Raw genomic sequence first — 26,299 nt, 5'->3', positions numbered from 1 at the left:
ACCAGCCGAGCCATGAGTGTGGTTAGAATGCGTTGGAATGCGCAACCAAAGTGGGTGATAGTCCCGTATAAGAAGCATGATTGGACGTATTAAGTAGGGCGGAACACGTGAAATTCTGTCTGAAGATCGGAGGACCACCTTCGAAGGCTAAGTACTCCTTACTGACCGATAGTGAACCAGTACCGTGAGGGAAAGGTGAAAAGCACCCCGACGAGGGGAGTGAAACAGTACCTGAAACCGAACGCCTACAAACAGTTGGAGGGACCTTGCGTCCTGACAGCGTACCTTTTGTATAATGGGTCATCGACTTGGTCTCACGAGCAAGCTTAAGCCGTTAGGTGTAGGCGTAGCGAAAGCGAGTCTTAATAGGGCGTTGAGTTCGTGGGATCAGACCCGAAACCGAGTGATCTAGGCATGGCCAGGTTGAAGATAAGGTAACACTTATTGGAGGACCGAACCCACATCTGTTGAAAAAGATCGGGATGAGCTGTGCCTAGGGGTGAAAGGCCAATCAAACTCGGAGATAGCTGGTTCTCTGCGAAATCTATTTAGGTAGAGCGTCGACCGAATACCCTCGGGGGTAGAGCACTGGATGGGTAATGGGGCCCCACAGGCTTACTGATCCTAACCAAACTCCGAATACCGAGGAGTACTAGTCGGCAGACACACGGCGAATGCTAACGTCCGTCGTGAAGAGGGAAACAACCCTAACCTCCAGCTAAGGCCCCTAATTCATGGCTAAGTGGGAAAGCAGGTGAGACGACCAAAACAACCAGGAGGTTGGCTTAGAAGCAGCCATCCTTTAAAGATAGCGTAACAGCTCACTGGTCTAAATAAGTTGTCTTGCGGCGAAGATGTAACGGGGCTCAAGCCATGAGCCGAAGCTGAGGATGCATTTATTGCATGGTAGCAGAGCGTAGTGTGACATAGTTCCATGTGTCCTTATCGTCCCTCGGGACGGATTGGACACAAGGAGCTTTCTGTGAAGCTGGCGCGTGAGCGATCCGGTGGAGAGATCACTAGTGAGAATGATGACATGAGTAGCGACAAAGAGTGTGAGAGACACTCTCGCCGAAAGTCCAAGGGTTCCTGCTTAAAGCTAATCTGAGCAGGGTAAGCCGACCCCTAAGGCGAGGCCGAAAGGCGTAGTCGATGGGAACCAGGTTAATATTCCTGGGCCAGATGGAAGTGACGGATCTCGAGGGTAGTTCATCCTTATCGGATTGAATGGGCTGCTTAGAGGTCCCTGGAAATAGCTCCATCGCTAGATCGTACCCTAAACCGACACAGGTGGACAGGTAGAGAATACCAAGGCGCTTGAGAGAACTATGTTGAAGGAACTCGGCAAAATACCTCCGTAAGTTCGCGAGAAGGAGGCCCGGTTCCTAGGCAACTAGGGGCTGGGGGCACAAACCAGGGGGTGGCGACTGTTTATTAAAAACACAGGGCTCTGCGAAGTCGCAAGACGACGTATAGGGTCTGACGCCTGCCCGGTGCCTGAAGGTTAAAAGGAGGGGTGAGAGCTCTGAATTGAAGCCCAGGTAAACGGCGGCCGTAACTATAACGGTCCTAAGGTAGCGAAATTCCTTGTCGGGTAAGTTCCGACCTGCACGAATGGCGTAACGACTTCCCCGCTGTCTCCAACATAGACTCAGCGAAATTGAATTACCGGTCAAGATGCCGGTTACCCGCGGTTAGACGGAAAGACCCCGTGCACCTTTACTACAGCTTCACACTGGCATTAGGCCGAACATGTGCAGGATAGGTGGTGGGCTTTGAAACCGAGACGCCAGTCTCGGTGGAGCCTCCCTTGAGATACCACCCTTGTTCTGCTTGATGTCTAACCGCGGACCGTTATCCGGTTCCGGGACCCTGTGTGGCGGGTAGTTTGACTGGGGCGGTCGCCTCCTAAATCGTAACGGAGGCGCGCGAAGGTTGGCTCAGAGCGGTCGGAAATCGCTCGTTGAGTGCAATGGCAGAAGCCAGCCTGACTGCGAGACTGACAAGTCGAGCAGAGTCGAAAGACGGCCATAGTGATCCGGTGGTCCCAAGTGGGAGGGCCATCGCTCAACGGATAAAAGGTACGCCGGGGATAACAGGCTGATACTGCCCAAGAGTCCATATCGACGGCAGTGTTTGGCACCTCGATGTCGGCTCATCTCATCCTGGGGCTGGAGCAGGTCCCAAGGGTACGGCTGTTCGCCGTTTAAAGAGGTACGTGAGCTGGGTTTAGAACGTCGTGAGACAGTTCGGTCCCTATCTTCCGTGGGTGTAGGATACTTGAGAGGAGTTGCCCCTAGTACGAGAGGACCGGGGTGAACGATCCACTGGTGGACCAGTTGTTATGCCAATAGCAGTGCTGGGTAGCTATGATCGGACAGGATAACCGCTGAAGGCATCTAAGCGGGAAGCCCCCCTCAAAACAAGGTATCCCTGAGAGCCGAGGTAGACCACCTCGTCGATAGGCCAGAGATGTAAGCGTGGTAACACGTTCAGTTGACTGGTACTAATTGCTCGATAGGCTTGATTTGATCCAGTAGAAGCAAGACTTCAACTTATCAATCAAAAGCATACACATACAATCAGTGGTACATGACTTGGACAAACAACGCTCAGCGCTGCAGTGGTGACCCCGTCGCTCTGCTGCGCAGAGCGCTTTTTCAGGAATTTATTTGGTTTGGTGATCATAGCGCGAGCAAAACACCTGGTCCCATCCCGAACCCAGCCGTTAAGTGCCGTAGCGCCGATGGTACTGCGTCTTAAGACGTGGGAGAGTAGGTCATCGCCAAACCTAATAAGTTCCTGATAAAAACAGTATCTCTCCACGATGAGAAAAATAACAAAACCGCCGTAGCTATAAAGCTGCGGCGGTTTTGTGTTTGGGGGGGGGGCGAATGGAGCGTTATCGGCACGTCTCTGTGCCCCCAAACTCACGCGCGAACTTCGGCGAAGCGAAAGTTAAGGGCGCTGCGTAAAATCTCAAGAAAAATCTAAATTCTATGTACGAATGCCCTTGCAGCCCTCGCACTATAAGTCTAAACGAAGGGCATTGGCGCGGGATGGAGCAGCCCGGTAGCTCGTCAGGCTCATAACCTGAAGGTCGTAGGTTCAAATCCTACTCCCGCAACCATAAATACTATACTTTGCATAACCTCCTGTTCACAGGAGGTTTTTTGCTGTCCGCACTTACCGGAAACTCCAAGACCCATCGACAAAATGCCCGCGAGAGCGCCGTGAACCTGTATTTGTGGCGCCATCCGCTTGCCGCCTGTCGGCACCGGCGTCACCACGATCTTTTCGATCAGGCTCCGAATCTCTTCCCTTGCTTCGCTGTTAGTATCGGGTTCGGCCAAACGCTTGATCAGCGCTTTGATGCGATCGTGGTAGGTGTCAGCCATCTTCGGGTGAATGCGCAGAGTCGCATCCGACACAGGAACCGCAGCTAGATCTGTTTCCAATTGCTTTTGGCATGCCTCAAGTTGCCCCATGCGGTCCTTGATCCGATCGGCCGGGGTGCCAGCCAGAATGGCGTTGACGAGAACATCCTGGTCTTTGATCACCTTGGCCAGCTCTTTTTCCTTTACGGCCCTATCGTCTGTTCTTGTGGCCGCAAGGCGGTTGCGTTCTGCGATATATTCTTCAGCGAAGGCCTTTACCAAAGCGGGGTCCATCAGGTGCGCCGACAGAGCCGTCAAGATTTGGTTTTCCATGTCTTTGCGCCCGATCGTGGTGCGATTGATGCAGACCGAAGTGCCTTTGTTGCGCGACGTGCTGCACCCGAACCGATCCAATGAGACGGTCGAAAATCCGCCACCGCAGCATCCGCATTTGATCAACCCACTGAACAGAAACCGTGGCTTGCGGCGCTCCCAGGCCTTCGCTTTGGTCTGTTTGATCGCCCGGCTTTGCTGTCTCTCTTTGACCGCGTCCCAGAGATCCTGCGGCACGATGCGCAGGTCGGGAACATCTGCATATTCAAACTCCGCTTCCGCATTCGGACGTGCCTGGCGTTTGCCTGTCTGGGGGTCTTTGACAAACTCTTGCCGATTCCAGATACGGCGACCGACATAAAGTTCGTTGTTCAGAATACCGATTCCACGCTTTGGATTGCCGTGGATCGTGGGTTTATCCCAAGCAGGCCCCCGCGGCCCCGGGATGGCTTCACGGTTTAGCATGTCAGCGATCTTGTTGGGTGACATGCCATCGACATAGGCTTGGAATATGCGGACAACAACAGCCGCTTGATCGGCGTTGATTGCCAGGCCGCCTCTGTTGAGCTCACCATCCTCTCGAAGGCTGCGCACGACATCATAGCCATAGGCTTTGCCGCCCGCAGATTTTCCCTTTTGGATACGCCCGCTCAGACCCCGGCGAGTCTTAGAGGCCAAATCCTTGAGGAAGAGCGCGTTCATTGTCCCTTTCAGCCCGATGTGCATTTCATTGACGGTTCCTTCGGACACTGTCTCGATCCCTACACCGACAAAAGCGAGATTTTGATAGAGATGCGCGATGTCAGCCTGATTGCGAGACAACCGATCAAGTGCTTCAGACAGAACAATATCAAACCGGCGGTCCGAAGCATCGCGCTGTAACCGCTGGATACCAGGCCGCAACATGCTGGCTCCTGATGTTGCATGGTCTTCGTAAGTGCCGACAATATCCCAGTCTTCGCGTGCGGCGCGGGTGCGGCACAGGCTGATCTGGTCATCGATCGAAGTTGCGTTCTGGAGGTCTGAGGAAAATCGGGCGTAAATGGCAACGCGGAGCTGTAGGTTCTTCATCTTATTTCTCCCTGGTGTTTGGCTTGTCATTTATCTGGTTGGCGATTTCAGCTTCATGATCCAGGCGCGCGGAATCTCGGGCCATCGCACGAACCAAAGCCAGAATTTGGCTATTGGCCTGATGGCCGGCCTGTATCGACCCCACAGCGGGATCCGAAGAAACAGCGTCGACGGGCGATGCTATAGGCACCTCCCTGTCGTTCGCATGTCTTTTCCGGTCCCGCGCCATTGGCCGAGTTCTCCCGTCCGCTCTGGCGAGCTGCCAGGAGGACTATATTGATGTGTCCAATGCCGGAAATCGGTCCGGCTTTCTGATCAATAATATAAAGCATCGGTGGGCCTCGTGGTTGGGGCAAAAAGGGCGGGGTGTCGCTTTTTTGGGGATAAACAGGGGGTTGGGAAAAATATTTCAAAAACAATGATGTAAAGTTGAAACAGAAAAATAACTATAAAAATACCAAAGCTAAAAAACCGAAAAATCCGTATTTTCTCTTCCTTTCAAAAACGAAAAAACAAAACAGATATTCCTCCTGCCTTCAAGAACCGGAAAACAACTTTCCTTCGAAACAATAAAAAACTGGAAAATGAAAAAAACAAAAACGAACATCTCAAAAATAATCAAAGCTGAGCATTTCCCTATATCGATCACCATTCTTTCTCTGATCGGTAGTCCTATTTTTACCGTGGAAGTGCGTGTTTGAAGATTGATATGCCCACCCGACCATGGGCGGTGTGGGCAAAGGCTTAAGCTTATTCGAGGTTCGAACGTTCGGAGCATGCATCTTGGCTGGCGCATCTATCCGCGGTGGCCGTCGTGGTCCTCGTAATCTCGCGCAGCCAGTGACGGATGTCTCCGGCACGTAGAGAACGCCGTTTGACAAGATCCCGTGCCAGCGCCTCCAGAACATCGCGATGCTTTGCCAGCAGGACGCCTGCACGCTGTTCGGCGCGGGTCAGGCGTTGGCGCACGCGGTCGCGGATGGCTGGTGTTTGCAGATACACGGCCTCGGGCCTAGCGTGCCAGACAAGCCCTTCGTGCCCAAGGCCCAACGTCGTCTCGAGATGGATTGCAGCACGGGTTGCCAGGGCCAGATCGGACGCTTCCTGCCCGCCCGCACCAGCCGAGACCTCCCCAAGAACCAGCTTTTCAGCGGCACGGCCTGCAAGTGAATAGATGATCTCGGCCTCGATGTCCGACAGCAGGCTTTCATGGGGCATGTTGCGGCGCTGGACCTCGCCACTTTCATTGGTGATGGTGATGCTCTCGATTTCCCCCAGCCCGAGGGCGGCCCCCGCTACGGTGTGACCGGCCTCGTGCAGGGCAATCCGCCACAGGATCCTGTCGTCGGCACCCGACGTCTCGATGCCCATCTGTTGGTGAATCATTTGGACGTTCAGCATTTTCCGGGCGTGCCGCGCGTCCGATCGTGCAGCGCGGATGGCAGCATCGATGTCGGCTGCGCTTTGTCCTACAGCGAGATGTGAAAGCGCCTGCAGCTCGCCATCCGCAATGTCCTTGCGCAAGTGGTGACGCAGAATGCCGAGGATCGCCGCGGCATCCGGCAGCGGCACATGGATTTTGATATCCATCCGACCGGCGCGGATCACGGCCGGGTCCATCCGTCCGGGACGATTGCAGGTGCCGATCACCACCACGCCTTCGTCTTTTGCGATGGCGTCCATTTCGCCAAGGAAGGCGTTGATGACCTGTGTCCTGTAGTTTGAGGCATGGCGATCACCGTCGGAGCGCGACCCAACGGCATCGATCTCGTCGATGATTAGAACGCTTGGCGCAAATTGACGGGCCTCTGCAAAGCTGTGCTTCATCGCCCCAAGCATCTCGCCAAGGTGTCCTTTGGCTTGCCAGTCGGCAAAGCTCGCATTGATGAACGTGATCCCCGCGCTGTTGGCCATGGCCCGAGCGAGGTAGGTTTTGCCGGTGCCGGGCGGACCGTAGAGCAGCAGAGAGCGGCTGATTTCGTGCCATCCGGTCTTGCCGTCTTTCCACGACAGCAGGTCCTCCACGATCCGCCGCGCGGCGGTAAGGGCAGGCGCCTCGCCCTCGAAATCCTCCAAGCGCGGGCCGGATAATTTTGCATCTGTGCGGATCATTGCATCCAAACGCTGAACCGCTTGCATCGGCGTTGGTGCCCGCAGTGCTGCGCAGATATCAAGCGTGACGAGGTGGGCAAGGTCGACGTCTTTCGGCAGTGTGGCCAGCAGCGCGTCGGGATCCGGGATCTGGACGCAGAGATGCCCCGCCAACATGTAAGTCATGAGGATATCGCGCGATATTGCCGCGAAAGGCAGGGTCTGCAGGCCCGTCGCCACAAGATGGCGCGGCAGCGAGACCCCGTTAGCTTGCAAGATCAACACGGGTTCGATGCGATCAATGCGCTCTGCGATAGCAACCTCAAAGCGATCCTGTGCGTTCTTTGCAATTTTGCCGTCCATGATGTCGGGCGCGACGAGTGTCCAGTCCGCATGCGGAAAGGACAGTTTCAATACGTCCTTCACGGCGTTCAGATCGGAAGGTGCGATATCGCTGATCACGGTAAGTGCCCCGCAGTGGCGACTTTCTTCAAACGCGTTGGAGCCTCCGAAGGTGGCCGCGAGCCGGATCGCTGTCAGAAGCTGGCGCGCGGGAACGTAACGGGAGGGAAGAGCAGAGCTTTCTGCCTGGGCTTCGTTTTCGTCGCCGTCGTCGAAACGGGCGAACAGTTCGTCAAGTTCCGAAACGGGCTCCATTTTCTGCTCGGTATCGGAACCGTGAGGCGCTGGCACGCCGTTGTGACGGCGCAGATTTGTAATGGCCCTGTGGGCGAAGTTGGTCCAATCGGGCCGGGTATGTGTTGTATTGGGCATAGCTGCGCCCTCCCTGTGAAACGGGTGTTTGAATGCTCCCAGGCACATGGCCCGGAATTTGATTTGTCAGTGTGCAGTCGGTGTTATGATGCGCGGCGACCGAGCTCCGCTTCGATGTCGCCCAAGCGCGCAAGAATGGTCGGAGTCAGCGATCCGTCATAGATCTCCGAGACCACGCGGATCTGGCCGCGGTAGCAGGCGGTATCGACGATGCAGTCGGGATGCGTCTGTTTCAGTTCGGAGTGCAACCGTTTCTCCAAACGGATTGCCTCCTGGCCTGTGGGCACCGGAACAGTGCGCAGAATTGCACACGGCATCTCGCGATCCGCTTTGAGCTGGTGGTGCAACCGGCTCCACGGATTGCGGGAAAAGCCTGCTTTGACAAGTTCGCGGCCGTTCTCGAGGGTGAAGCCCATTGCGTAGAGAAAGCTCGGCGCCGCCGGCCAATTCGTGCCGCAGGCGCCGCAGGAAATCCGCTGTGACTGCACGTTTGCGCGCGCGAAGCGCTGCTCGTGTCCGCATTCCACATGCCTGTAGAGGCGGTAGTTCGGATCGCCTTCGGGGTCGGGACCGATAATATCCCAGCCAAGAACTTGCGCTTCAGCAACCTCGGCCGCTGCATGGCAGCGCTCACAGCGCAGGCCAGTTTTGCCTACCGCGGTGCGTTTGACGAGCGCGAATTGGCGGCAGATCTCGTGACCGCACGACATGCGGTAGATGCCGTAGTGGCGATTAGACGGGTCACGTTTGATAAACTCCAGCCCCGCGGCCTGCGCGTCTGCCCGCCAGACAATCTCGACACAGTTGACGCAAAGTGGCTGCGCACTCATCAGCGTGAAGAGGCGGACCTTGTTGACATGGCCGCAGCGTTTGCACTGGAGAGCTAGATGCAACCGATCGACGACGCGGGCGACGATGTTGAATCCTTTTTGCTGCGCCGTGCGGATCCAGTCGGGCTTGATTGCGCCAGTGTGAATCGGAAACGGAAAATCATTGATAGTCATTGTGTTGGATGTGTTTAGCTTGTTCATTGGAAAGTCCTCCGAATAGACTGAAATTTGTTAGGCGAAATGGGGAAGGGTCACCCGAAACAATCGGGTGAGTTCACCAGTGATGCTTTTTGATGGGGGCAGGGTCCGACCGCGTGCGGTCGGACCGAATGCTTATGCGAACCGAGGCACTTCGAGTGTCTCGTCGACATAGATTGTAGCTTCACTGTCATAGGTCAGCAGGTTCGCCATCGTGTCGATGTGTGCCCGTGCTGTTCTCAGCATGACATTACGATGCCGGATGGCCAGGCTGGTGCCATCGCAATAGAACAGGTGCTCGAAGCGGGGCAGAAGCCTGTAAAACTGCATAAATGTCTGCGGCTCTTCGGAACCGATCATTGCATCGATCAACATCGACATCCGCTTTAGCGGCTTGTCGTCGGAGCAGGTCAGATCGATTGACGCAATGGTCGAAAGATGTGTGGTGACATCCGTGAACGCATGCTCGGCATCGGTCAGCCAGGAGCGGAAAGCCGGATCCCAGATGTCGACATCCTCGATCTCGCGCTCGGCTTCGATATGGCGCGCAAGCGCCGGAAGCAGAGCGGCGAACTCAGTGGCAAGCGGTGTCGGATAATGTGAATGATCAGCTTTATGCGCCAAAAAAGGCGTGATAAGTGTTTGGTCAGTCATGATGATCTCCTGAGGATCTGATTGATTAGGATGGAGGCGAGGGTTGCACCCCTTGCCTTCATTCGCACAATATGACATCATAAAGTCAACAAGTCAAGCAAGGAAATGATGTTATGCAAAAAAAAATGGGACGGCCAAAACTTGACACCGAAGCGGTGACGCTTCGACTGCCGCGCGAGATGATCGACGCTATTGATGATCGACGACGTGTTGAGCCGGATCTTCCAACACGGCCCGAGATGATCCGGCGCCTTCTGGCCGAAATCCTGGAACCGAAAGCCTGAATACAGAAGACGCGCTTCGTTGTGTGAGGATAATGAAGTTCTGGTCTGGAATTAGGAATACTGCTTAGCGCGATGGTCTTTGTTCTTCTGATTTTTCAAGACTTGCGTTGTCGTTTTAAGATTTCCGTATGTGATAAAGTTTTTCGAATTGGGTTTTCGATAACCGTTGACCGATGCCAAACAGGGCATCACTCCAAAATGATATGCATATAAATTAATGAAAATCGCGGGTGTGTGAATAATGTTTTTCGCATATTCTGTCTGGGTCCAGACTTCGATAACGGGATCGTCCCAGTCAAACGTTTTTGCGCAATCAAACTGATCCGTCAAGGCGGCCCTCTGGTTGTTTTGGATTGTCTCTGCGTTTCGCATGCTTTTAATTGTGGTTCTTGGGTACATGCTTCGGTTCGTGGTCAGCGCTTGGGCTGCCAACATGATGCTGGTTCGATGTAATTCCGATGTGCCCATCCCATAGGCGTGCTTGACTGATGTCAGCGGCGGTCCAGATCACGGCATCACCGCAACCACGTCCCTGCGAGACCTCTAAGCCTGCGGTCAAGCAGACAACGGTCGAAGTGTTGCGCAGTCAGGTAGCTCTCGGTGCAGCATCCGGCATGAAGTCAGTGCCATCGACCCAAAGGCGATGCAGAACGTCGGCGGTGCGAAACTCTCGAGCAACCATAGCACTCTTGCGGCCTCGGCGCAGCGCAACCTGAGCCCCCCAAGTTCGAAGCCATGTCGAGCGTCCGCGGTTCATCATGACGTTAGCAGCTTGGCACAACGCTCGCCTGAGGCTGACATCACCAACCTTTGTAAAGCCGCCAGACACATCTCGTTCGCCGGACTGGTTGCGTGAAGGGGTCAGACCGACCCAGGGACCGATCCTCTTCGAAGACCGAGAACGTGTCGGATCATCAACGGCGGCGCGGAACGTTCATGCCACGACTGCACCGATCCCCGGCATCGTCATCAGGCGACAGCAAACCGGATCGTCCTGACCGAGCTGACGCACCTTTTTTCAAGCCCCGCAAGCTCTTGTCGCAAAGATGCTTTGGCGCGCAGCATTGCTGTTGTTGCGGTTTCTAACATCGGCCGGGGCAAGCTCCTTGATGATGCTGTCGCACAGACCTTTCAAGTCCTGGCGAAAAACGCGGGCCTTATCCCAATCGATAAAGCTGCGGGCGCGGTCCAGTCCTGCCAACCTGCGGTCGATCACCCTGGCAATCGCCATCGAACCGGACTCGCTCGCGAGTGCCGCATTCACCCGGCGCTTGAAGCCGGCATTGCCTTGCGTCTCGTCCAGAACCAACGCGGCCTGTTTTTTTGGCACCAAGTTCAGCGAGGCATTCAATCGACAGGGAACGTTTGCGTGCCATCGGAATTCCTGAGCTGGAAACTATGTCTCATTTGATGGCGTGTTGGATCCGCAGTGGCAATAGGCTCGCATCTGGTGGCTGATGGCCTCCTAGTGAAACGGGTTACTGCACTTGGGTCGAGCCTATAACCCAACCGCCTCGTGTTGCAGGATGACAGTTGTGGCCGCAAACCACAGGTTTCTGAACTGTTCCATTCACGTTTCATTTGGACTTTATTGTGAATGATTTTCGTCAAAAACGGGACCGGTTTCAAAGTTTATGTTCCGATAGAATGGCCTTTTTTTGATCAAAATGGAGACTCTGTTACATGCTAGTAAGTTTTCTAGAGTGGCTATTCTTTTAAAAAAATTAGATATTCTCGCTATACTTTTCCACTTGAGTTTTGTCTGAGTTTGGCGTTTGATGAAAGTTATACTCTTCCAAATTTTCAAATATTTCGTCGTCTGTATCGACATAGCCCTGCGGCTTATTGATCTGCCTTCAAGATTTTCTGTTGCTCCAATTTCCCCTTAGCTTCCCGAATTTTTCCAGAAATTCGCTGAGCTGAGCACTTTTGTTGGTTAACCCTATATTGTCGTAGCGCTGGCCGGAAAAGTTCCGTTTTACGGATAGTTGGCGATGTGAAAGATGTCTGAGGCACTAGTAGCAATTACCGAAATTCGGCAATTAACTCTACTGAAATTGCATTTTCGTTATAATACATAAAGTATACCACTTTCCTCCAATTTTCTAACGGTGACCTAGAATTTAAGCGGTTTGATGTGAATTTAACGTTATTTGAACAAGGGCCGCCGTCAATCAAACAAGCGCAGAATCTTCCATGCGCGTCCAATCGAGGTGCCCTGATTTCCTGAGATATGTCATACGCGATGTCGATTCCTGCTCTCGAACGGCACCGGATCTCACCTGAAATTCTTCAAAGATCCGCTTGGCCACCCTCTCAGCTTCTGCGATTGTTCCCCCATGAGCCTGATCAAATCAAAAAAACGCGTTGTCGACCATGGGGAGGTGTTTACTCCAGCATGGATGGTGGACGCCATGCTGGACCTGGTTGAGGGCGAAGCGGAGCGGATTGACGCGAGATTTCTGGAGCCCGCCTGCGGGAGCGGCAACTTTGTGGTCCGTGTGCTTCAACGGAAACTCGCCGGCGTTGAGCAAAAGTTCGGGAAATCGGAGTTCGACAAGCGCCAATATGCCCTGCTGTCGGTGATGTGCGTTTACGGGATCGAGCTGTTGGAGGATAATGTCGAGGAGTGTCAGGCCAACATGCTGGCGGTCTTTGCGGAGTATTTGAACCTCGCCCCCGACGATGACGCCACCCGCGCCGCCGCCTATGTGCTGTCCGAGAACATCCTTCAGGGCGATGCGCTGACGATTCAGACCACGGGCGGGCGGCCGATCACATTTGCGGAGTGGGGCTATCTGGGCAAGGGCAAATTCCAGAGGCGGGATTTCCGGCTGGATGTGCTGACGGGGTCGTCGGCTTTCAGCGCCGAGGACTCGCTGTTTGCGAAGCTCGGGACGCACGAGATTTTCACGCCGGTCAAAACATACCCCGCGATGACGATCCGCGATCTGGCCACGGCAGGAGCGGCTAAATGAGCGAAGCGGAGTTTGCCTTGCGCGGGCGCAACCCTGATGTGCTGTCCTGCATCGCGAACTTGTCGAATGACGAGGTGTTCACGCCGCCTGAATTTGCGAACCGGATGCTGGACACCCTGGCAAACGCCTGGGCGCGGGACAATGGCGGGGCGAACCTTTGGGCCAATCCCGAGACCCGCTTCCTCGATCCCTGCACCAAATCCGGCATCTTCCTGCGCGAGATTACGCGGCGGCTGACCGCAGGGCTGGCCGAGCAGATCCCCGATCTGCAAGCCCGCGTGGACCACATCCTGACGCGGCAGGTTTATGGGATCGGGATCACGGAGCTGACGGCGATGTTGGCGCGGCGCAGCGTCTATTGCTCGCGCCATGCTAACGGTGAACATTCGGTCACGAAAGGGTTCAACACCGAAGCGGGCCACATTTGGTTCGAGCGTGTCGAGCACAGCTGGGACAACGGCAAATGCAAATTCTGCCGCGCCAGTCAGGACACGCTGGATCGTGGGGAGGACAGTGAATCCCACGCCTATGCCTTTATACACAACGACGACATAAAGGCCCGGATGGCCGAGCTGTTTGGAGACGACATGCAATTTGATGTAATCATCGGGAACCCGCCGTATCAGTTGGATGATGGGGGGCATGGCACAAGCGCCGCACCGATCTACCACAAGTTTGTGGAGCAGGCGAAGGCGCTTGATCCGCGCTACTTGAGCATGGTGATCCCGTCCCGTTGGTTTGCGGGTGGCAAGGGGTTGGACGAGTTCCGTCAATCCATGCTGTCCGATGATCGTGTCCGGTCGATTGATGATTATCTGAGTGCGGCGGATGTGTTTCCGGGGGTCGGCCTGAAAGGTGGCGTGTGCTATTTCCTGTGGAACCGTGACAGCCGTGGCCCATGCCGCGTAAAGACGAATTTCAAGGACTGGCCCGTGTCAGAGGCAGAGCGGCCTTTGCTCGAACAGGGAAATGATATTTTCATTCGCTTTAACGAGGGCGTCTCAATCCTGAAAAAGGTGATCGCGCATGAAGTTGGGGAGACTGATGCTCTAGCAATCCCTCCTGCCAAGCGTTTCGACAGCCTTGTGAGTTCGCGTAAACCATTTGGATTCTCGACGACATTCAAAGGGAAGCAGAGGAAGACGGCAGGTGACTTACTAGTCCATCATAATGGTGGTGTTGGTTATGTGGCACGAGAAAAGGTTGAGAGCGGCAAGCACTTTATCGACAGTTGGAAGCTGTTCGCTGGTTACGCGGCTCCTGGGACGGGGAACAAAGACACGTATCCGCACAGAATTATCAGCACTCCCTTTGTGGCTGGCCCCGAAACCGTTTCATCAGAAACTTATCTCTGTATGGGGCCATTCGACAGCAAAGAGCAGGCGGAAAGCGCGTTAAGTTATCTCGCCTGTCGCTTCACCCGTTTCCTGATCCTCCTGCATAAGTCTTCTCAGCACGTTACCCGCAAGGTTTATACCTTCGTGCCGAAGCAGGACTGGTCCCGCACATGGACCGATCAGGACCTGTATGAAAAATACGGGCTGACGGACGCCGAGATCGCTTTTGTCGAAAAGATCGTGCGCCCAATGCCTGTGGGTGAAGCATCCGCTGATGAATAAGCCCATCGAAGACATCCTGCCGCCTAAACCCGAGGCGCGCCCGCGCATCTATGCCTATACGATTGAGGATGCCGCCCATGAGGGTTTGCTGAAAGTCGGCCAAACCGCGCGCGGCGTGAAAACCCGCGTGGAGCAACAGCTCAAAACCGCCGCGATCAAGAACTACCGCATCGTGCTGGATGAGCGCGCCGAGCGTGAGGATGGCACGACATTTTCCGATCACGAGGTCCGCGCAGCGCTGGTCAAAAAGGGCTTTGAGAATACCGAACTGGAGTGGATGCGCTGCACCACCGCTGATGTGCAAACCGTCCTGACTGAGCTGCGCACGGGACAAAAGCGCGGTGGCATGCACTACCAGACGTTTGCGATGCGCGATGAACAGGCGGCGGCGGTCCGGCAGACCCACGCCTATTACCTCTCCCGCTGGAGCGAGGACGAGACCGCCGTGCCACGCTTTCTCTGGAACGCCAAGATGCGCTTTGGCAAGACCTTCACCAGCTATCAGCTGGCCAAAGAATTGGGCGCTAAACGGGTGCTGGTCGTGACGTTCAAGCCGGCGGTCGAGGATGCATGGCAGAACGATCTTGAAAGCCATGTGGATTTTGACGGCTGGCAATACCTCTCCAAAGCTTCCGGCGGCGACCCGACTCAGATCGACAGGGACAAGCCCGTTGTCTATTTCGGATCGTTTCAGGACCTTCTGGGCCACGGCCCGCATGGCACGATCAAGCCCAAGAACGAATGGATCCACAAGGAAAACTGGGACCTCGTCGTGTTTGACGAATACCATTTTGGCGCATGGCGCGACACGGCCAAGGAGCTGTTCGAGGGCGAGGATGAAGCTGTCTCCAAAACGGCGGCCAAGACGGAATATGGTGCAGGTCTGGAGGTGGTGAACGAAGATATCGGCGTTTTGTCGAATGCCGAGGCTGAATTCCTGCCGATTAAAACGCGCGCCTATCTCTACCTTTCCGGCACGCCGTTCAAGGCGCTGTCCACAGGGGAGTTCATCGAGGAGCAGATTTTCAACTGGACCTACACGGACGAACAACGCGCCAAGGCGCAGTTTGCCGCCGCCCACCCCGATGCGTGGAACCCCTACGGCGCATTGCCGCAAATGCGTCTGCTGACCTACCAGATGCCGGACGAGCTTCTGGCAATTGCCAGTTCGGGCGAGTTCGATGAATTCGATTTGAACGAATTTTTCGCCGCTGAGGGGAAGGGTGAGGACGCCGCGTTCAAGCACAAGCATGCGGTCCAGCAATGGTTGGATATTATTCGCGGCCGATATGCGGTCACGGCGGTCGATGCGCTCAAATCAGGAACAAGACCACCCTTTCCCTATTCTGATGTGCGCCTTCTTCCCTATCTACAACACGCCTTCTGGTTTCTGCCCAACGTCGCCGCCTGTCATGCGATGGCGCATCTACTGGCCGAGCGGCAAAACACCTTCTGGCATGAATATAAGATCGTTGTTGCCGCAGGCACCTCCGCCGGAATCGGGCTCGACGCCCTCCCGCCGGTACGCAAGGCCATCGGCGGCGGGTTCGAGAGCAAGAGCATTGTCCTGTCCTGCGGCAAACTGACGACAGGCGTGACCGTGCCGCAATGGTCCTCTATCCTGATGCTGCGGAACCTGAAATCGCCCGAGACGTATTTTCAGGCGGCGTTTCGGGTGCAATCCCCGTGGACGCTCAAGAACCCCGAAGGCGATGAGCCGAACCGCGAAGATATCCTGAAACCGGCCTGTTTTGTTTTCGACTTCGCCCCAACGCGCGCCCTGCGCCAACTGTCGGAATACGCCATCGGCCTGTCCCCGAACGAGGCCAATCCCGAGAACGCAGTCAGGGATCTGGTATCCTTTCTGCCCGTGCTGGCCTTCGACGGCGCCAACATGACCCAGATCGACGCGGGCGGCATTTTGGATATCGCCATGGCAGGCACATCCGCGACTCTTCTGGCCCGAAAATGGGAAAGCGCGCTGCTGGTCAACGTCGACAATGACACCCTGCGCAAGATTATGAACAACCCCGAAGCCTTGGCCGCCGTTGAGCGCATCGAAGGCTGGCGCGCCCTTGGTGACAACGTGATCGAGACGATCATCAACAAGAGCGAGAAGGTCAAGGAGCTTAAGGGTAAGGCCGCAGCCTCTGGCCTGACGGCGAAAGAAAAGAAAGAGCTGTCAGCCGAAGAACGTGACTACAAATCGAAACGTAAACTAGTTCAAGAAAAGCTGGTCAAATTCGCAACCCGGATTCCAGCATTCATGTATCTGACTGACTTTCGTGAAAACACATTGCAGAACGTCATTACAAAGTTGGAACCCAAATTATTTCTAAGCGTAACTGGTTTGACGGTGGCTGATTTTCATCTTCTGGTTAGATTGAAGGTCTTTAACACGGAGCACATGAATCAGGCGGTATTTGCGTTCCGCAGATATGAGGATGCGTCGCTGTCATACACTGGGATTTCAGCACATCGGGGACTGGCGCGCTACGGGCTTTATAACACGGTAGTCGAAAGCCCTGTTTGAGAAGCCACCCTAGAACGAGACATACAATGGAAGAAGCGAATTGACCTTATGACCACTCACATGACCTCACGTATTGCTTGGCACGATGATGGCTGGAACGGCGCAATTTGTAAGAAACCGGGGGAAAATGCCTACTGCATCGGTTGCAAGAGTTATCCTGGCGATCTGATAGCCTTAACACGTGATTTGCCTAAAGAAAAAGAACTAGCAGGCCTGAGTGGAAATGAACTCGGAGACTATGTTCCCCCCTGCAACTATAGCTACAATGCTTTCGGCGCGGACAATGCACCGGCGGCCTCGGACCCACCCGACTTTTTCCGAGACGGTGCTGATCGCAGGACTTGGAGTCTTCCTCCAGCGACCGTTTGCGCATGGTTTTTTGACGCTATGTATGACGAGAGCATAAGAACCGATGGCAAGTTGGACAATACGAAGCGCCGGGCTGAAGTGGAACGCTACTTTGATGATGTTGCCAAGGACATAGGCGCGAACCTCTTATTCGCTTACGCAAATCGATCTAATCCGATCTCCACTGAGGACCATCAGTGTTTTGTAATTGTGGGTGTTTCTGAGATAGTCGGCATCGGCGATATGATGACATACGACAACGTGACGCCATATATTGAAGAGAACTACGCTGGAGGAATGATCTGGGGGCGAGAAGTATCAACTTCATACCCGGAAACCGGATTGCGCCTGCCATACCATCTCTATCGTGACCAACCGGAAAAATTGGCTCTACTTGCGATGGTTCCTGAGGACGAGCGCGTCTTCAAAATGGGATCGCGTCACGTAGATGACGACACTGCCATCGGCCTACTTGAACAATTCTTGGACCGGGTTCGACTCCTTAAAGAATGGGGCGATGATAGCGAGGACTGGCAAGCGCGAGAAGACTGGCTACAAAAAACGATCGGACGACTATGGAAAGCTCGCGGCTTATATCCAGGTCTTATGGCGGTCCTTGATGCATTAGGTGCCTCGGATCTTATCACGGATACGAAAAATATCGCTTTGCGTTTGGGCGTCAGTGCCGCCCATAACGCAGTTTTTTCTTTACTAGACGGTGAGAATCCACTTGGAATGGGGGAATTCCTATCAGATCGGAAAGTTCGAAACCTTCAGAATAGGTGGGCACGGCATCCCGAGGGTATCCGTGTTTTAGCAAAGGGGGCACTATCACGGCTCTCTCTGCCCGCCGAAACAATTGAGAAAATTCTCTTACACCGGAACAAGCACGGTCTTCCACACGACGTGGGCGGAATTATCGAGAACCCTTATATCCTGTCAGAGGCCTTCATTGGTGATGATCCAGCGGATCGTATCCCCTGGTCTGCAGTGGACCGTGCTATGCTACCATCTCCTGACCTTGGACCTCGGGGTGCAGAAGAGCTCGAGATTGATGACGAACGGCGGCTGCGTGCCCTTATGGTGGATTGCCTGCTTCGTGAAGGTGTTCATAGCTTTCTTCCGGTAAGCGAATTGGTTAAGCGAGCAAATTTTCGGCTTGCTCGACTTCCGGACTGGAAGCGACATCAATTGAACGAGCATTTTTTTGATGTGGGGGCGGATTACCTCGATGAGGCACTTACCCTCCGTGCTGACGAGAATGAGGCCGTCGTCTACCTAAGCAGTGTTTATCAAGATGAGCGTGCGGTCGAAAAAGCTCTCGCTGGCCTTGCCGACCGTGAAGAGATGACGCTTCGACGAGCGATCTCTTCGGACACTTGGCGCCGCTGGCTCTACCGTGAGGACAGTTCACTCGCCCGCAAGGCAACAGAAAAATATGGGTCTGCTGTAAAAGAGCAGGAAGAGATTGCTGCACGTCTACTGAGGCAGCCCCTTTCTGTACTCGCGGGAACAGCGGGAACAGGTAAAACAAGCGTAATCCAGGCAATTGTGCGAGCGGTCAAATCTACGGACGGCGACGGTACCTCTATCCGAATTCTGACACCAACAGGAAAGGCAGGTGATCGGGTACGGGAACTCCTACGGGAAGCAAAGGTTCCTGCGCAGGTCGATACTATTCATTCAGCTTTAGCTTCCAATGGGTGGCTTGCAGACAATCTGACCTTTCATCGGCGAGGCGGGAAGAAGCTTGATGTTGGAACGCTTATTGTTGACGAGACATCAATGCTTGACTTGGAGCTTGCTGCGGCTTTCGCGCGAATGGTTGACTGGGATACCGTGCAACGGCTCGTGCTCGTCGGTGACGAGGGCCAACTCCCACCTGTCGGCAGGGGTCGAGTTTTCGCAGATGTCATTCGTTGGCTCGAAGGCGAGCGCCCCGAGGCAATTGGTCGTTTGCAACTAAATCTTCGCCAGTTACTTAATCAGATTGAAGGGCGTGGAACGGCAGTGCTTGAGGTTGCTGGTATGTTCCGCGCAAATCCTGCCTGGCACAAAATGTCGGCTGAACAGGATGGTCCAGACGACACCGGGGCGACCACATTGGCGCAGAAGGATATGCTTGAGCGACTACATGCAGGAGGCGAAATCGATAAAGACCTCGCAGTAGAGTTTTGGTCCAAGCCTGAAGAGCTTCCCGCGCTTTTGATCAACCGGCTGGAGCAACGGATGGCCTTGAAGACGGGATTGAAAGTTGACGAAGAGAGGCCATATCTTTTGTGGAAAGATGCCTTTTCAAAGGGACCAGCCGCGTTTCAAATCCTGACGCCGCATCGAGGCGGCTCACATGGTGTCGAGAACCTCAATCAAGCGTGCCAGCGTCGAAGAAACGCATCCACGATTGAAAGGCTAGGTGTCGTCGATGGACTGACTTTAGGGGATAAAGTTATTCAGGTTCGAAATCGATCACGGTCCAATCCTCTGTCGGCGTATGATTGGAACCTGCGTAAGGTCCAAGATGTTGAAGTGTTCAATGGTGAAATCGGAATGGTGAAGCCATCCGGGATGGACGCTAAAGATTTGGCTGTGCGTATGAAGAGCGGTCGGGGTAAACGACTAAGTCGGTTTGCCGTAGAATTTGCGCGCAAGCCAGGGTTGGACGTTGGATACGGCAAAGACATCCAACGGTCTGACGGCCGGTGGGGCACGGTAAGTGCCAGCGAGAACCTCGAGTTGGGTTACGCGATTACGGTTCACAAAGCTCAGGGCAGCGAGTTTGACGAGACGATCATAGTTCTGCCGCAGGCAGAAAGCCCGCTTGCCATGGAGTTGGTCTATACTGCCCTAACCCGTGCTACTGGACACTGCACTCTGCTCCTAAAGGACGATATCTCATCGCTACTTAAAGCTCGCCGCAGAGAGAATGCCCAAGTGCCGAGCATCTCATCTTGGCTATTTCAGCGAAACAAGGCTGACCCACTCTTGCGGGACCGATCATGGTATGAAGAGGGGCGCATTCACAAGGCGCTGAGCGGTGATATGGTGCGATCGAAGTCAGAAGTGATCATCGCTAATCTTCTACATGAGAAGGATGTTCGCTTTGCATATGAGAGTCCTTTGGTTGCAAAAGACGGTTCAATGCACCTGCCAGACTTCACGATTACGTCGGGCGGGAAGACAACTTTCTGGGAACACCTTGGAATGCTTGATCAGGCCAATTACGCCGAACGATGGGAACGCAAGCGGCTCTGGTATGACCAATGGTTTCCGGGCCAGCTTGTCACGACGAAGGAAGGCCCGGATCTGAGCGATGATAGCGCCAAGCTTATCTCGAAGCTCGTAGAACGGAAAAATAGTGCGCAATCTAGGCTTTGAGAATTTGCGCTTGCCAAATCAAATAGAAAACCTCTGCATTAGCTTATCGAAATTAGTGATACGTAAAGACGAGATAATATTAGTGAAAAAGTGTAGTCAGCGCTGAGGCTTAAAGAATACTTGGCGCAGCCTAGAAAATAAAGTGTGAGATCCTGAAATGAAACTGTCACCATGCGGGGCCGGACTTCATGTCCGCGAGGTACAATGCGCCGAAGCTTTGAAGGCAGCGCTTCCGGAAAAATGGTGTAAGCGGTGGCCCGGGGGCATGTTGTAGGGTGTGATCTGCGCTGCGAGAACGAACGCATCTTATGACGGGGAGTGCGTTTCGCAATGTGCGCTACAAATTCGTTTCTCAGATCGCTTGGCGTCGAGATTTATGCGTCCGGCCATCGCCGTTGGTCGGATACCGCAAAGGCACAGGCGGTGGCGGAGACGCTTGAGGTCGGTGCAACGGTGAACGCTGTTGCTAAGCGATATGGCATCCTTCCGAACCAACTATCGGCCTGGCGTCGACAGGCCAAGCAAGGAAAGCTGTTGCTACCCGCGCCGGATGCCGACGCGCCGCTCTTCGCTCCACTGGTGGTCTCTGCTGGGCCGGAAGAGGCCACAGAAGCTCTGACTGTTCCGAATGAGGCGATCAGATTGATCTTTGGAGAGATCGCCATCGAGCTGCCGCTGCAGACATCTGCCTCTCGGATTGCAGAGATCGCCCACGCGCTTGATGCTTCTTCATGCTGATACCATCGCAAGGCGTTCGGATATTGGTTGCGACGCGGCCGGTGGACTTCCGTAAAGGACACGATGGATTGGCTTCGATGGTGCAGTCGGCATTGGCCCAAGACCCCTTTACCGGAACAGTCTTTGTATTCCGCGCCAAACGGGCCGACAGGATGAAGATTTTGTTCTGGGACGGCAGCGGGCTCGTGATGACCTACAAGCGACTTGAGGAGAACAGCTTCATTTGGCCCGCCATTCGAGATGGCGTGATCACCTTGAACCGCCCCCAATTCGAGGCGCTTTTTGCAGGGCTGGACTGGCGCCGGGTGCGCTCTTTAGAACCCCGCAGACCGGCTGCGGCAGAGTGACTCGGAGGCGCAAAAGGCCTGCCCATTTGGGCGTAAATCAAGCTATACTCCGGGCATGTCCGACCTGCCGCCCATCGATATATCTGCCATCCCCGAGAGCCAGCGTGAAGCTGTCTTGGCGGTGCTGCGCGAGAACAAATCGCTGAAGCAAGAGACGACCGGGCTACAAACCAAAACATCTGAGCTGGAAGTTTTGGTTAAGCGTCTGGAGCACCTCATTGCCGAGCTCAAGAACGCCACACATGGCAAGCGCTCGGAGAAGTTAAGCGAGGATGAACGGCAGCTGGCTTTTGAAGACCTTGAGGTTGCCGTCGCTGAAGTTGAGACTCAGCAAGCTGAGCAGACGCCCTCAGAGGCACGGCCTCGCAAAGCTGCCCGACGCAACCGTGGCAATCTTCCCGAAGACCTTCCACGGGTTGAGCGGGTGGACGAGCCTCAGAGTTTGAACTGCCCCTGCGGGTGTGGCGAGATGCACCGTATAGGCGAAGACCGCACCGAGCGGCTGGATATCATTCCAGCGCAGCTGCGTGTCATCGTCACCGTTCGCCCCAAATATGCTTGCCGTTCCTGCGCTGAAGGTATCACGCAGGCCCCGGCGCCTGCGCATCTGATCGAAGGCGGGTTGCCGACTGAGGGCGCCATCGCACATGTGCTTGTCAGCAAATTCTCAGACCACTTGCCGTTGTATCGTCAAAGCCAAATCCTTGCCCGCTCCGGCATCGATATCCACCGCAGCACTTTGGCCGATTGGGTCGGCACAGCGGCTTTCCATCTGAGCCCTGTCGTGGACCGCTTGGCTGAGCATCTAAAGAAGTCCGGCAAGCTATTTATGGATGAGACAACGGCCCCCGTTCTGGACCCAGGTCGAGGCCGCACGAAGACAGGATACCTTTGGGCACTGGCGCGCGACGACCGAGGATGGGGTGGAGATGATCCGCCAGGCGTTGTCTTCACTTATGCCCCGGGTCGTGCAGGGCAGAATGCAGAACAGATATTGCGGGGCTTTGACGGCACTCTGCAACTGGACGGCTATGCTGGCTACAACCGGCTCACGCGCCCGTCGCGGAAAGGTGGCGCGCCGATCACTGTCGCGTATTGTTGGGCACACGCACGCCGCAAGCTGAAAGAGGTCTTTGATCGAGACGGCTCAGAGATCGCCGCAGAAGGGCTGCGTCGGATCGCAGAGTTCTACCGCATTGAAGGCGAGATCCGTGGGATGGGTCCGGGTCAGCGCCTCTCGGCACGTCAGGCCCGCACGGCACCATTGATGGCAGAGTTCGGCGAGTGGCTTCAGAGCCAACGGCGCCGGATCTCCTCGAAGTCCCGTCTCGGCGAGAAGTTGACCTATATCCATCGGCAGTGGAGCGGGCTGCAGACCTTCCTGCACGACGGCCGGGTTGAGATCGACTCCAATGCAGTCGAGAACCTGATCCGAACAATTGCATTGACCCGAAAGAACGCGCTTTTTGCCGGTCACGACGAAGGTGGCCACGCCTGGGGCCGCATCGCATCTCTCATAGCGACTGCGAAGGTCAATGATGTCGAACCGTTCGCATATCTCAAGGCCACCCTCGAAGCGATTGCAGCAGGCCATCCGGCCAATCGCATCGACGACCTACTTCCGTGGAATTTCCAGCCGTCAAGCTGATCTCAAGTGCCGCATAGCCGCCGCTTACAAAATGGTATGCTTATTCAAATTTGGAATTAGTTCTGGGAAGAGGAATAACCAGAGAAGTTGATCTCGTGATTGTTGCTGACCACTACATTTTTGTGATCGATGTAAAGGATTGGTATGGAACGGTCGAGTCTAGAGAAGGTAATTGGTTTCAAAATGGAAAAGACCGCGGCGGATCACCTGTTAAGAAAATAGCTGAGATCCAAAGGAAGGTATTTGAAAAGCTGCAGGGCCACTTGAAAAGCAGGAAAGATACCCGAGAACTATCCGTTCCGAGAGTGATCGGCTTGGTTCTGATGGCTGGGAGGTCTGATTGCTCCGGCATATCTGATCTTGAGAAAGACAACGTGCTAGATTTAGAACTGTTCATCAGAATCGCTAATAGTCCTAATAAGCTGCGCGATAACTTTGGAAATGTGCCTTTTGATCACGTTAAAGACTCCTTTTCTGGTCGGCAATGGAAGCAAATTTTAACTCGATTCTTCAACGTAAAGTCCTCTCCCTTTTTTCAACCGGGACAACGAAGGTTTCAGGGCCTGCTCGCTCAGAACGCCCCTACCTTCGTACACCCCAATGGAATTTATTCAGAATTCGATGCTTACGAAGAGAAAATACCTCTCAACACTTCAACTTTGAGACTGTGGGATTTCGCCAAGTGTGAAAACTCTCGATTTCAGACTGAAGAGGGAAGGTCCGAGATAGCCGGGCGCGAAAAGAGCGTATTCCACTGGTTGCGGGATCGAAACAGTTTCACAGAAAAGTATCTACTAACACCAGCAGCTCACGATGTCGATAGCACCGTCGACTATTGGGAAGCTTATGAACGAAGGCAAAAACAAAAAAGGCTTTCAGATTTTGTTCTAACCGAAGCTGAACGATTGAGTGCTGAAGAGCGGTTGGAAATGTCTCGACAGCTGCTGGCTGCCGTGGCGTCACTTCACGAAAGCGGAGCCGCGCATTTAGACCTCGGCCCCCATAGTATTTGGATGGAAGTACCGACTACGGTTCGATTATCCCATTTGATGGCGGCACATACTCCTGAGGGTCGTTCATTGGGCATAGACCGCTATCAGTTTCTCTCAAGTGTCACTTTGCCGGAAATTATCTTGGACGTACATTCTTCTCCACAACGGCGAGATGTATTTTTGGTTGGTGTAGCAGTCCATTCAGTTTTATTTGGACACGCTCCCGAAGGTAATCCACCTGATTGGAACTCAAACGTAGATTTAGATAATTGCCATGCAAATCTACATGGATGGTTTAGTGCAGTTCTCGAGCATGATCCTAACAATAGAATTCGCACGTGCAGCGATGCCCTTTCTTTGTTTAACAAAGCAACAGCGACCTCGCCATCTAGCACGAAGATAATCGAAAAAATCGAGATCGAACACTCGCCAATAAAATCACAAATGCAAGCTGCTCGAATGTTTCCTCTGATTGAGGACTTCATATGGGCACCTCGATTTTTGAACAATTTTTGGTAGTTTGGCGGCGCGGGCGGCCTGAAGCAGGATCGTGGCTTTCGTCTGGCAATTGGCAGAGCCTCGCAACCGCTGTATTGCGGCCTTCAAGCCTTGTTTGTCATGCTTTGACGCGTGATCGGTTCTTGGATCGCCCGGTATTCACGCCGGACACGGGTTGATGCGGCGCAGTTGAACGAGGCGTCGCATGTTATATGCGAGGTTCTTCATCCCGATCCTAGCCTTGGCTCGCACCAGACCAATGCTACGCACAAGGGTGCCACCCATGTCGTTGGTCTGTGCGCCGAATACATGTTCCACCCGGACCCGAACGGTGGATTTGGTCCGATTGCTGCCCTTGGCCTGATCTGTGAGAGGTTTGCCGCGTTTCCCCTTACGGTGGATGTGACTTTTCAGCTTCCGCGCGCGCAATTTCGCCTCCGTCTCCTCGGACCGATAGGCCGCATCCGCCCACACACCGGAGCCGGTATTGCCTCGCATCAGCAGGTGATCCACCGCTTGACTGTCATGCAGCGCGGCATCGCTGACGTGATAGCGCCGGACCAGCTTGTGCTTTCGGTCGACGTTCACATGGTTCTTGTAGCCGTAATGGCTCTTGCCGTGCTTTTTCGTCCAGCGCGCGTCCACGTCCTTCTGGCTGCGCTTGGCGGGCTTGTTTTCCCAATGCTCGGGGTTCTCGCCCTTCTTGATTGACGCGTTCTCGTCGCGCGTGTTGTGATTGCGCGGCACCGCCACAATAGAGGCATCAAGAATTTGCCCACCCCGAGCGATATACCCCTGCCGCGCCAAATACCCGTCAAATTGACGAAACAGCTCTTCCACCTTGCCCGCCTGCGCCAGCGCATCGCGATACAGCCACACCGTCTTTGCATCCGGCACCCGGTCCGCAAGGCTAAGTCCCAGAAACCTCATAAAGGACAGCCGGTCACGGACCTGATATTCGATCTGATCGTCCGACAGGTTGTAGAGTGCGCTCAGCACCAGCGTCTTGAACATCAGCACAGTGTCCATCGGCTTGCGGCCTGCGCGCGACTTGCGCTCCGCATCAGGCTTGCGCCAAACCTCATCCAAAATAGAACGAAACTCCTCCCACGGCACGACCGCATCGATCTCAACCAATGGGTCCTTCTTCGCGTCAAGGCTCGCATAGCGGTCGGAAAGATCAAAGAAACCCATCTGCGTCATTGCCGTCTCCCCTGTGCCGGTTCGTCCCATCAAAGATAACGCAGCACCGGGGTTGGGGCAATTTTTAGAGGTGCCCATATGTGAAACAAACGCTTTGGAAGCTTGGATCACAGAGCATGCAGGAAGAAAGCTTCTTGTCAAAATGTGGAAACAAGCAGCAATTGGCGACTTAGGAAAGAACTCTCCGAAAATACTGTCATTCTTGGAGCAAGCCAAAAATATGATTGCCGACCAGCCAAAAGGAATAGCCCCTATTCGGCATTACTCATGGGCACCTCGATTTTTGAACAATTTTTGGTAGTTTGGCGGCGCGGGCGGCCTGAAGCAGGATCGTGGCTTTCGTCTGGCAATTGGCAGAGCCTCGCAACCGCTGTATTGCGGCCTTCAAGCCTTGTTTGTCATGCTTTG

Annotated in this window: 15 protein-coding genes, 1 tRNA gene, 2 rRNA genes and 1 pseudogene (1 of these 19 cut by a window edge); 12 read left to right on the top strand and 7 right to left on the bottom strand. The window is 54.4% G+C overall.

The annotated features are described in order from the left end of the window. From T8A63_RS16385 to T8A63_RS16375, 3 genes are all read left to right on the top strand, one after another. A 23S ribosomal RNA gene (locus tag T8A63_RS16385) occupies positions 1–2,531 on the top strand (it extends 373 nt beyond the left edge of the window). A gap of 145 nt (positions 2,532–2,676) precedes the next feature. Further along, positions 2,677–2,791, top strand: a 5S ribosomal RNA gene (rrf, locus tag T8A63_RS16380). 262 nt (positions 2,792–3,053) lie between these two features. Continuing rightward, positions 3,054–3,130 (top strand) — tRNA-Met (locus T8A63_RS16375). Here the strand turns inward: T8A63_RS16375 and T8A63_RS16370 are convergent. The 4 genes from T8A63_RS16370 to T8A63_RS16355 all read right to left on the bottom strand — a co-directional run bounded on the left by T8A63_RS16370 (position 3,087) and on the right by T8A63_RS16355 (position 9,328). Then, a complete protein-coding gene (locus T8A63_RS16370) occupies positions 3,087–4,781 on the bottom strand; it encodes a recombinase family protein (RefSeq protein WP_322345761.1) in 1,695 nt (564 codons plus the stop codon). The genes T8A63_RS16375 and T8A63_RS16370 overlap by 44 nt on opposite strands. Before the next feature lie 750 nt (positions 4,782–5,531). Continuing rightward, positions 5,532–7,646, bottom strand: a complete 2,115-nt coding sequence (locus tag T8A63_RS16365; protein ID WP_322344446.1) for an AAA family ATPase — start codon at positions 7,644–7,646, stop codon at positions 5,532–5,534. A gap of 83 nt (positions 7,647–7,729) precedes the next feature. Continuing rightward, positions 7,730–8,677: a GIY-YIG nuclease family protein gene (locus T8A63_RS16360; protein WP_322344445.1), complete on the bottom strand. Its 948-nt coding sequence runs from the start codon at positions 8,675–8,677 to the stop codon at positions 7,730–7,732. A gap of 132 nt (positions 8,678–8,809) precedes the next feature. Then, positions 8,810–9,328 carry a hypothetical protein gene (locus T8A63_RS16355; RefSeq protein WP_322344444.1) on the bottom strand — a complete coding sequence of 173 codons (519 nt, stop codon included), beginning with the start codon at positions 9,326–9,328 and terminating at the stop codon, positions 8,810–8,812. A 113-nt stretch (positions 9,329–9,441) separates the two neighbouring features. Between T8A63_RS16355 and T8A63_RS16350 the strand changes: the two genes are divergently transcribed. After that, a complete protein-coding gene (locus T8A63_RS16350) occupies positions 9,442–9,612 on the top strand; it encodes a ribbon-helix-helix protein, CopG family (protein WP_322344443.1) in 171 nt (56 codons plus the stop codon). Positions 9,613–10,198: 586 nt separating this feature from the next. Here the strand turns inward: T8A63_RS16350 and T8A63_RS16345 are convergent. Next, on the bottom strand, positions 10,199–10,495 hold the full coding sequence (locus T8A63_RS16345) for a transposase (protein ID WP_322345759.1): 297 nt from the start codon (positions 10,493–10,495) through the stop codon (positions 10,199–10,201). 135 nt (positions 10,496–10,630) lie between these two features. Further along, positions 10,631–10,963, bottom strand: a complete 333-nt coding sequence (locus tag T8A63_RS16340) for a DUF6880 family protein (protein WP_322344442.1) — start codon at positions 10,961–10,963, stop codon at positions 10,631–10,633. 1,063 nt (positions 10,964–12,026) lie between these two features. Between T8A63_RS16340 and T8A63_RS16335 the strand changes: the two genes are divergently transcribed. From T8A63_RS16335 to T8A63_RS16300, 8 genes and pseudogenes are all read left to right on the top strand, one after another. Next, positions 12,027–12,590: a hypothetical protein gene (locus tag T8A63_RS16335; protein WP_322344441.1), complete on the top strand. Its 564-nt coding sequence runs from the start codon at positions 12,027–12,029 to the stop codon at positions 12,588–12,590. Continuing rightward, positions 12,587–14,209 carry an Eco57I restriction-modification methylase domain-containing protein gene (locus T8A63_RS16330; protein ID WP_322344440.1) on the top strand — a complete coding sequence of 541 codons (1,623 nt, stop codon included), beginning with the start codon at positions 12,587–12,589 and terminating at the stop codon, positions 14,207–14,209. The genes T8A63_RS16335 and T8A63_RS16330 overlap by 4 nt, the downstream gene beginning before the upstream one ends. Then, positions 14,202–16,742 carry a DEAD/DEAH box helicase family protein gene (locus T8A63_RS16325; RefSeq protein ID WP_322344439.1) on the top strand — a complete coding sequence of 847 codons (2,541 nt, stop codon included), beginning with the start codon at positions 14,202–14,204 and terminating at the stop codon, positions 16,740–16,742. Before T8A63_RS16330 ends, T8A63_RS16325 begins: the two co-directional genes overlap by 8 nt. Before the next feature lie 60 nt (positions 16,743–16,802). After that, entirely contained in the window at positions 16,803–20,465 is a 3,663-nt protein-coding gene (locus tag T8A63_RS16320; protein WP_322344438.1) for an AAA family ATPase, read from the top strand. A gap of 330 nt (positions 20,466–20,795) precedes the next feature. Continuing rightward, entirely contained in the window at positions 20,796–21,203 is a 408-nt protein-coding gene (locus T8A63_RS16315; protein WP_322344437.1) for a transposase, read from the top strand. After that, positions 21,197–21,550 carry an IS66 family insertion sequence element accessory protein TnpB gene (gene tnpB / locus T8A63_RS16310; RefSeq protein ID WP_322344436.1) on the top strand — a complete coding sequence of 118 codons (354 nt, stop codon included), beginning with the start codon at positions 21,197–21,199 and terminating at the stop codon, positions 21,548–21,550. Before T8A63_RS16315 ends, tnpB begins: the two co-directional genes overlap by 7 nt. 55 nt (positions 21,551–21,605) lie before the next feature. Then, on the top strand, positions 21,606–23,198 hold the full coding sequence (tnpC, locus tag T8A63_RS16305) for an IS66 family transposase (protein WP_322344435.1): 1,593 nt from the start codon (positions 21,606–21,608) through the stop codon (positions 23,196–23,198). A gap of 41 nt (positions 23,199–23,239) precedes the next feature. Further along, positions 23,240–24,709: pseudogene (locus T8A63_RS16300) on the top strand (NERD domain-containing protein kinase family protein); the annotation flags it as partial. 138 nt (positions 24,710–24,847) lie between these two features. Here T8A63_RS16300 and T8A63_RS16295 read toward each other — a convergent pair. Next, positions 24,848–25,891 carry an IS5 family transposase gene (locus T8A63_RS16295; RefSeq protein ID WP_174857890.1) on the bottom strand — a complete coding sequence of 348 codons (1,044 nt, stop codon included), beginning with the start codon at positions 25,889–25,891 and terminating at the stop codon, positions 24,848–24,850. Positions 25,892–26,299 lie beyond the last annotated feature (408 nt).

Origin of the sequence: Sulfitobacter sp. OXR-159, assembly GCF_034377145.1 — a bacterium.
Taxonomy (GTDB): domain Bacteria; phylum Pseudomonadota; class Alphaproteobacteria; order Rhodobacterales; family Rhodobacteraceae; genus Sulfitobacter.
The sequence above is the reverse complement of the archived record's forward strand: the minus strand, read 5'-3'. Positions and strand labels throughout refer to the sequence as shown.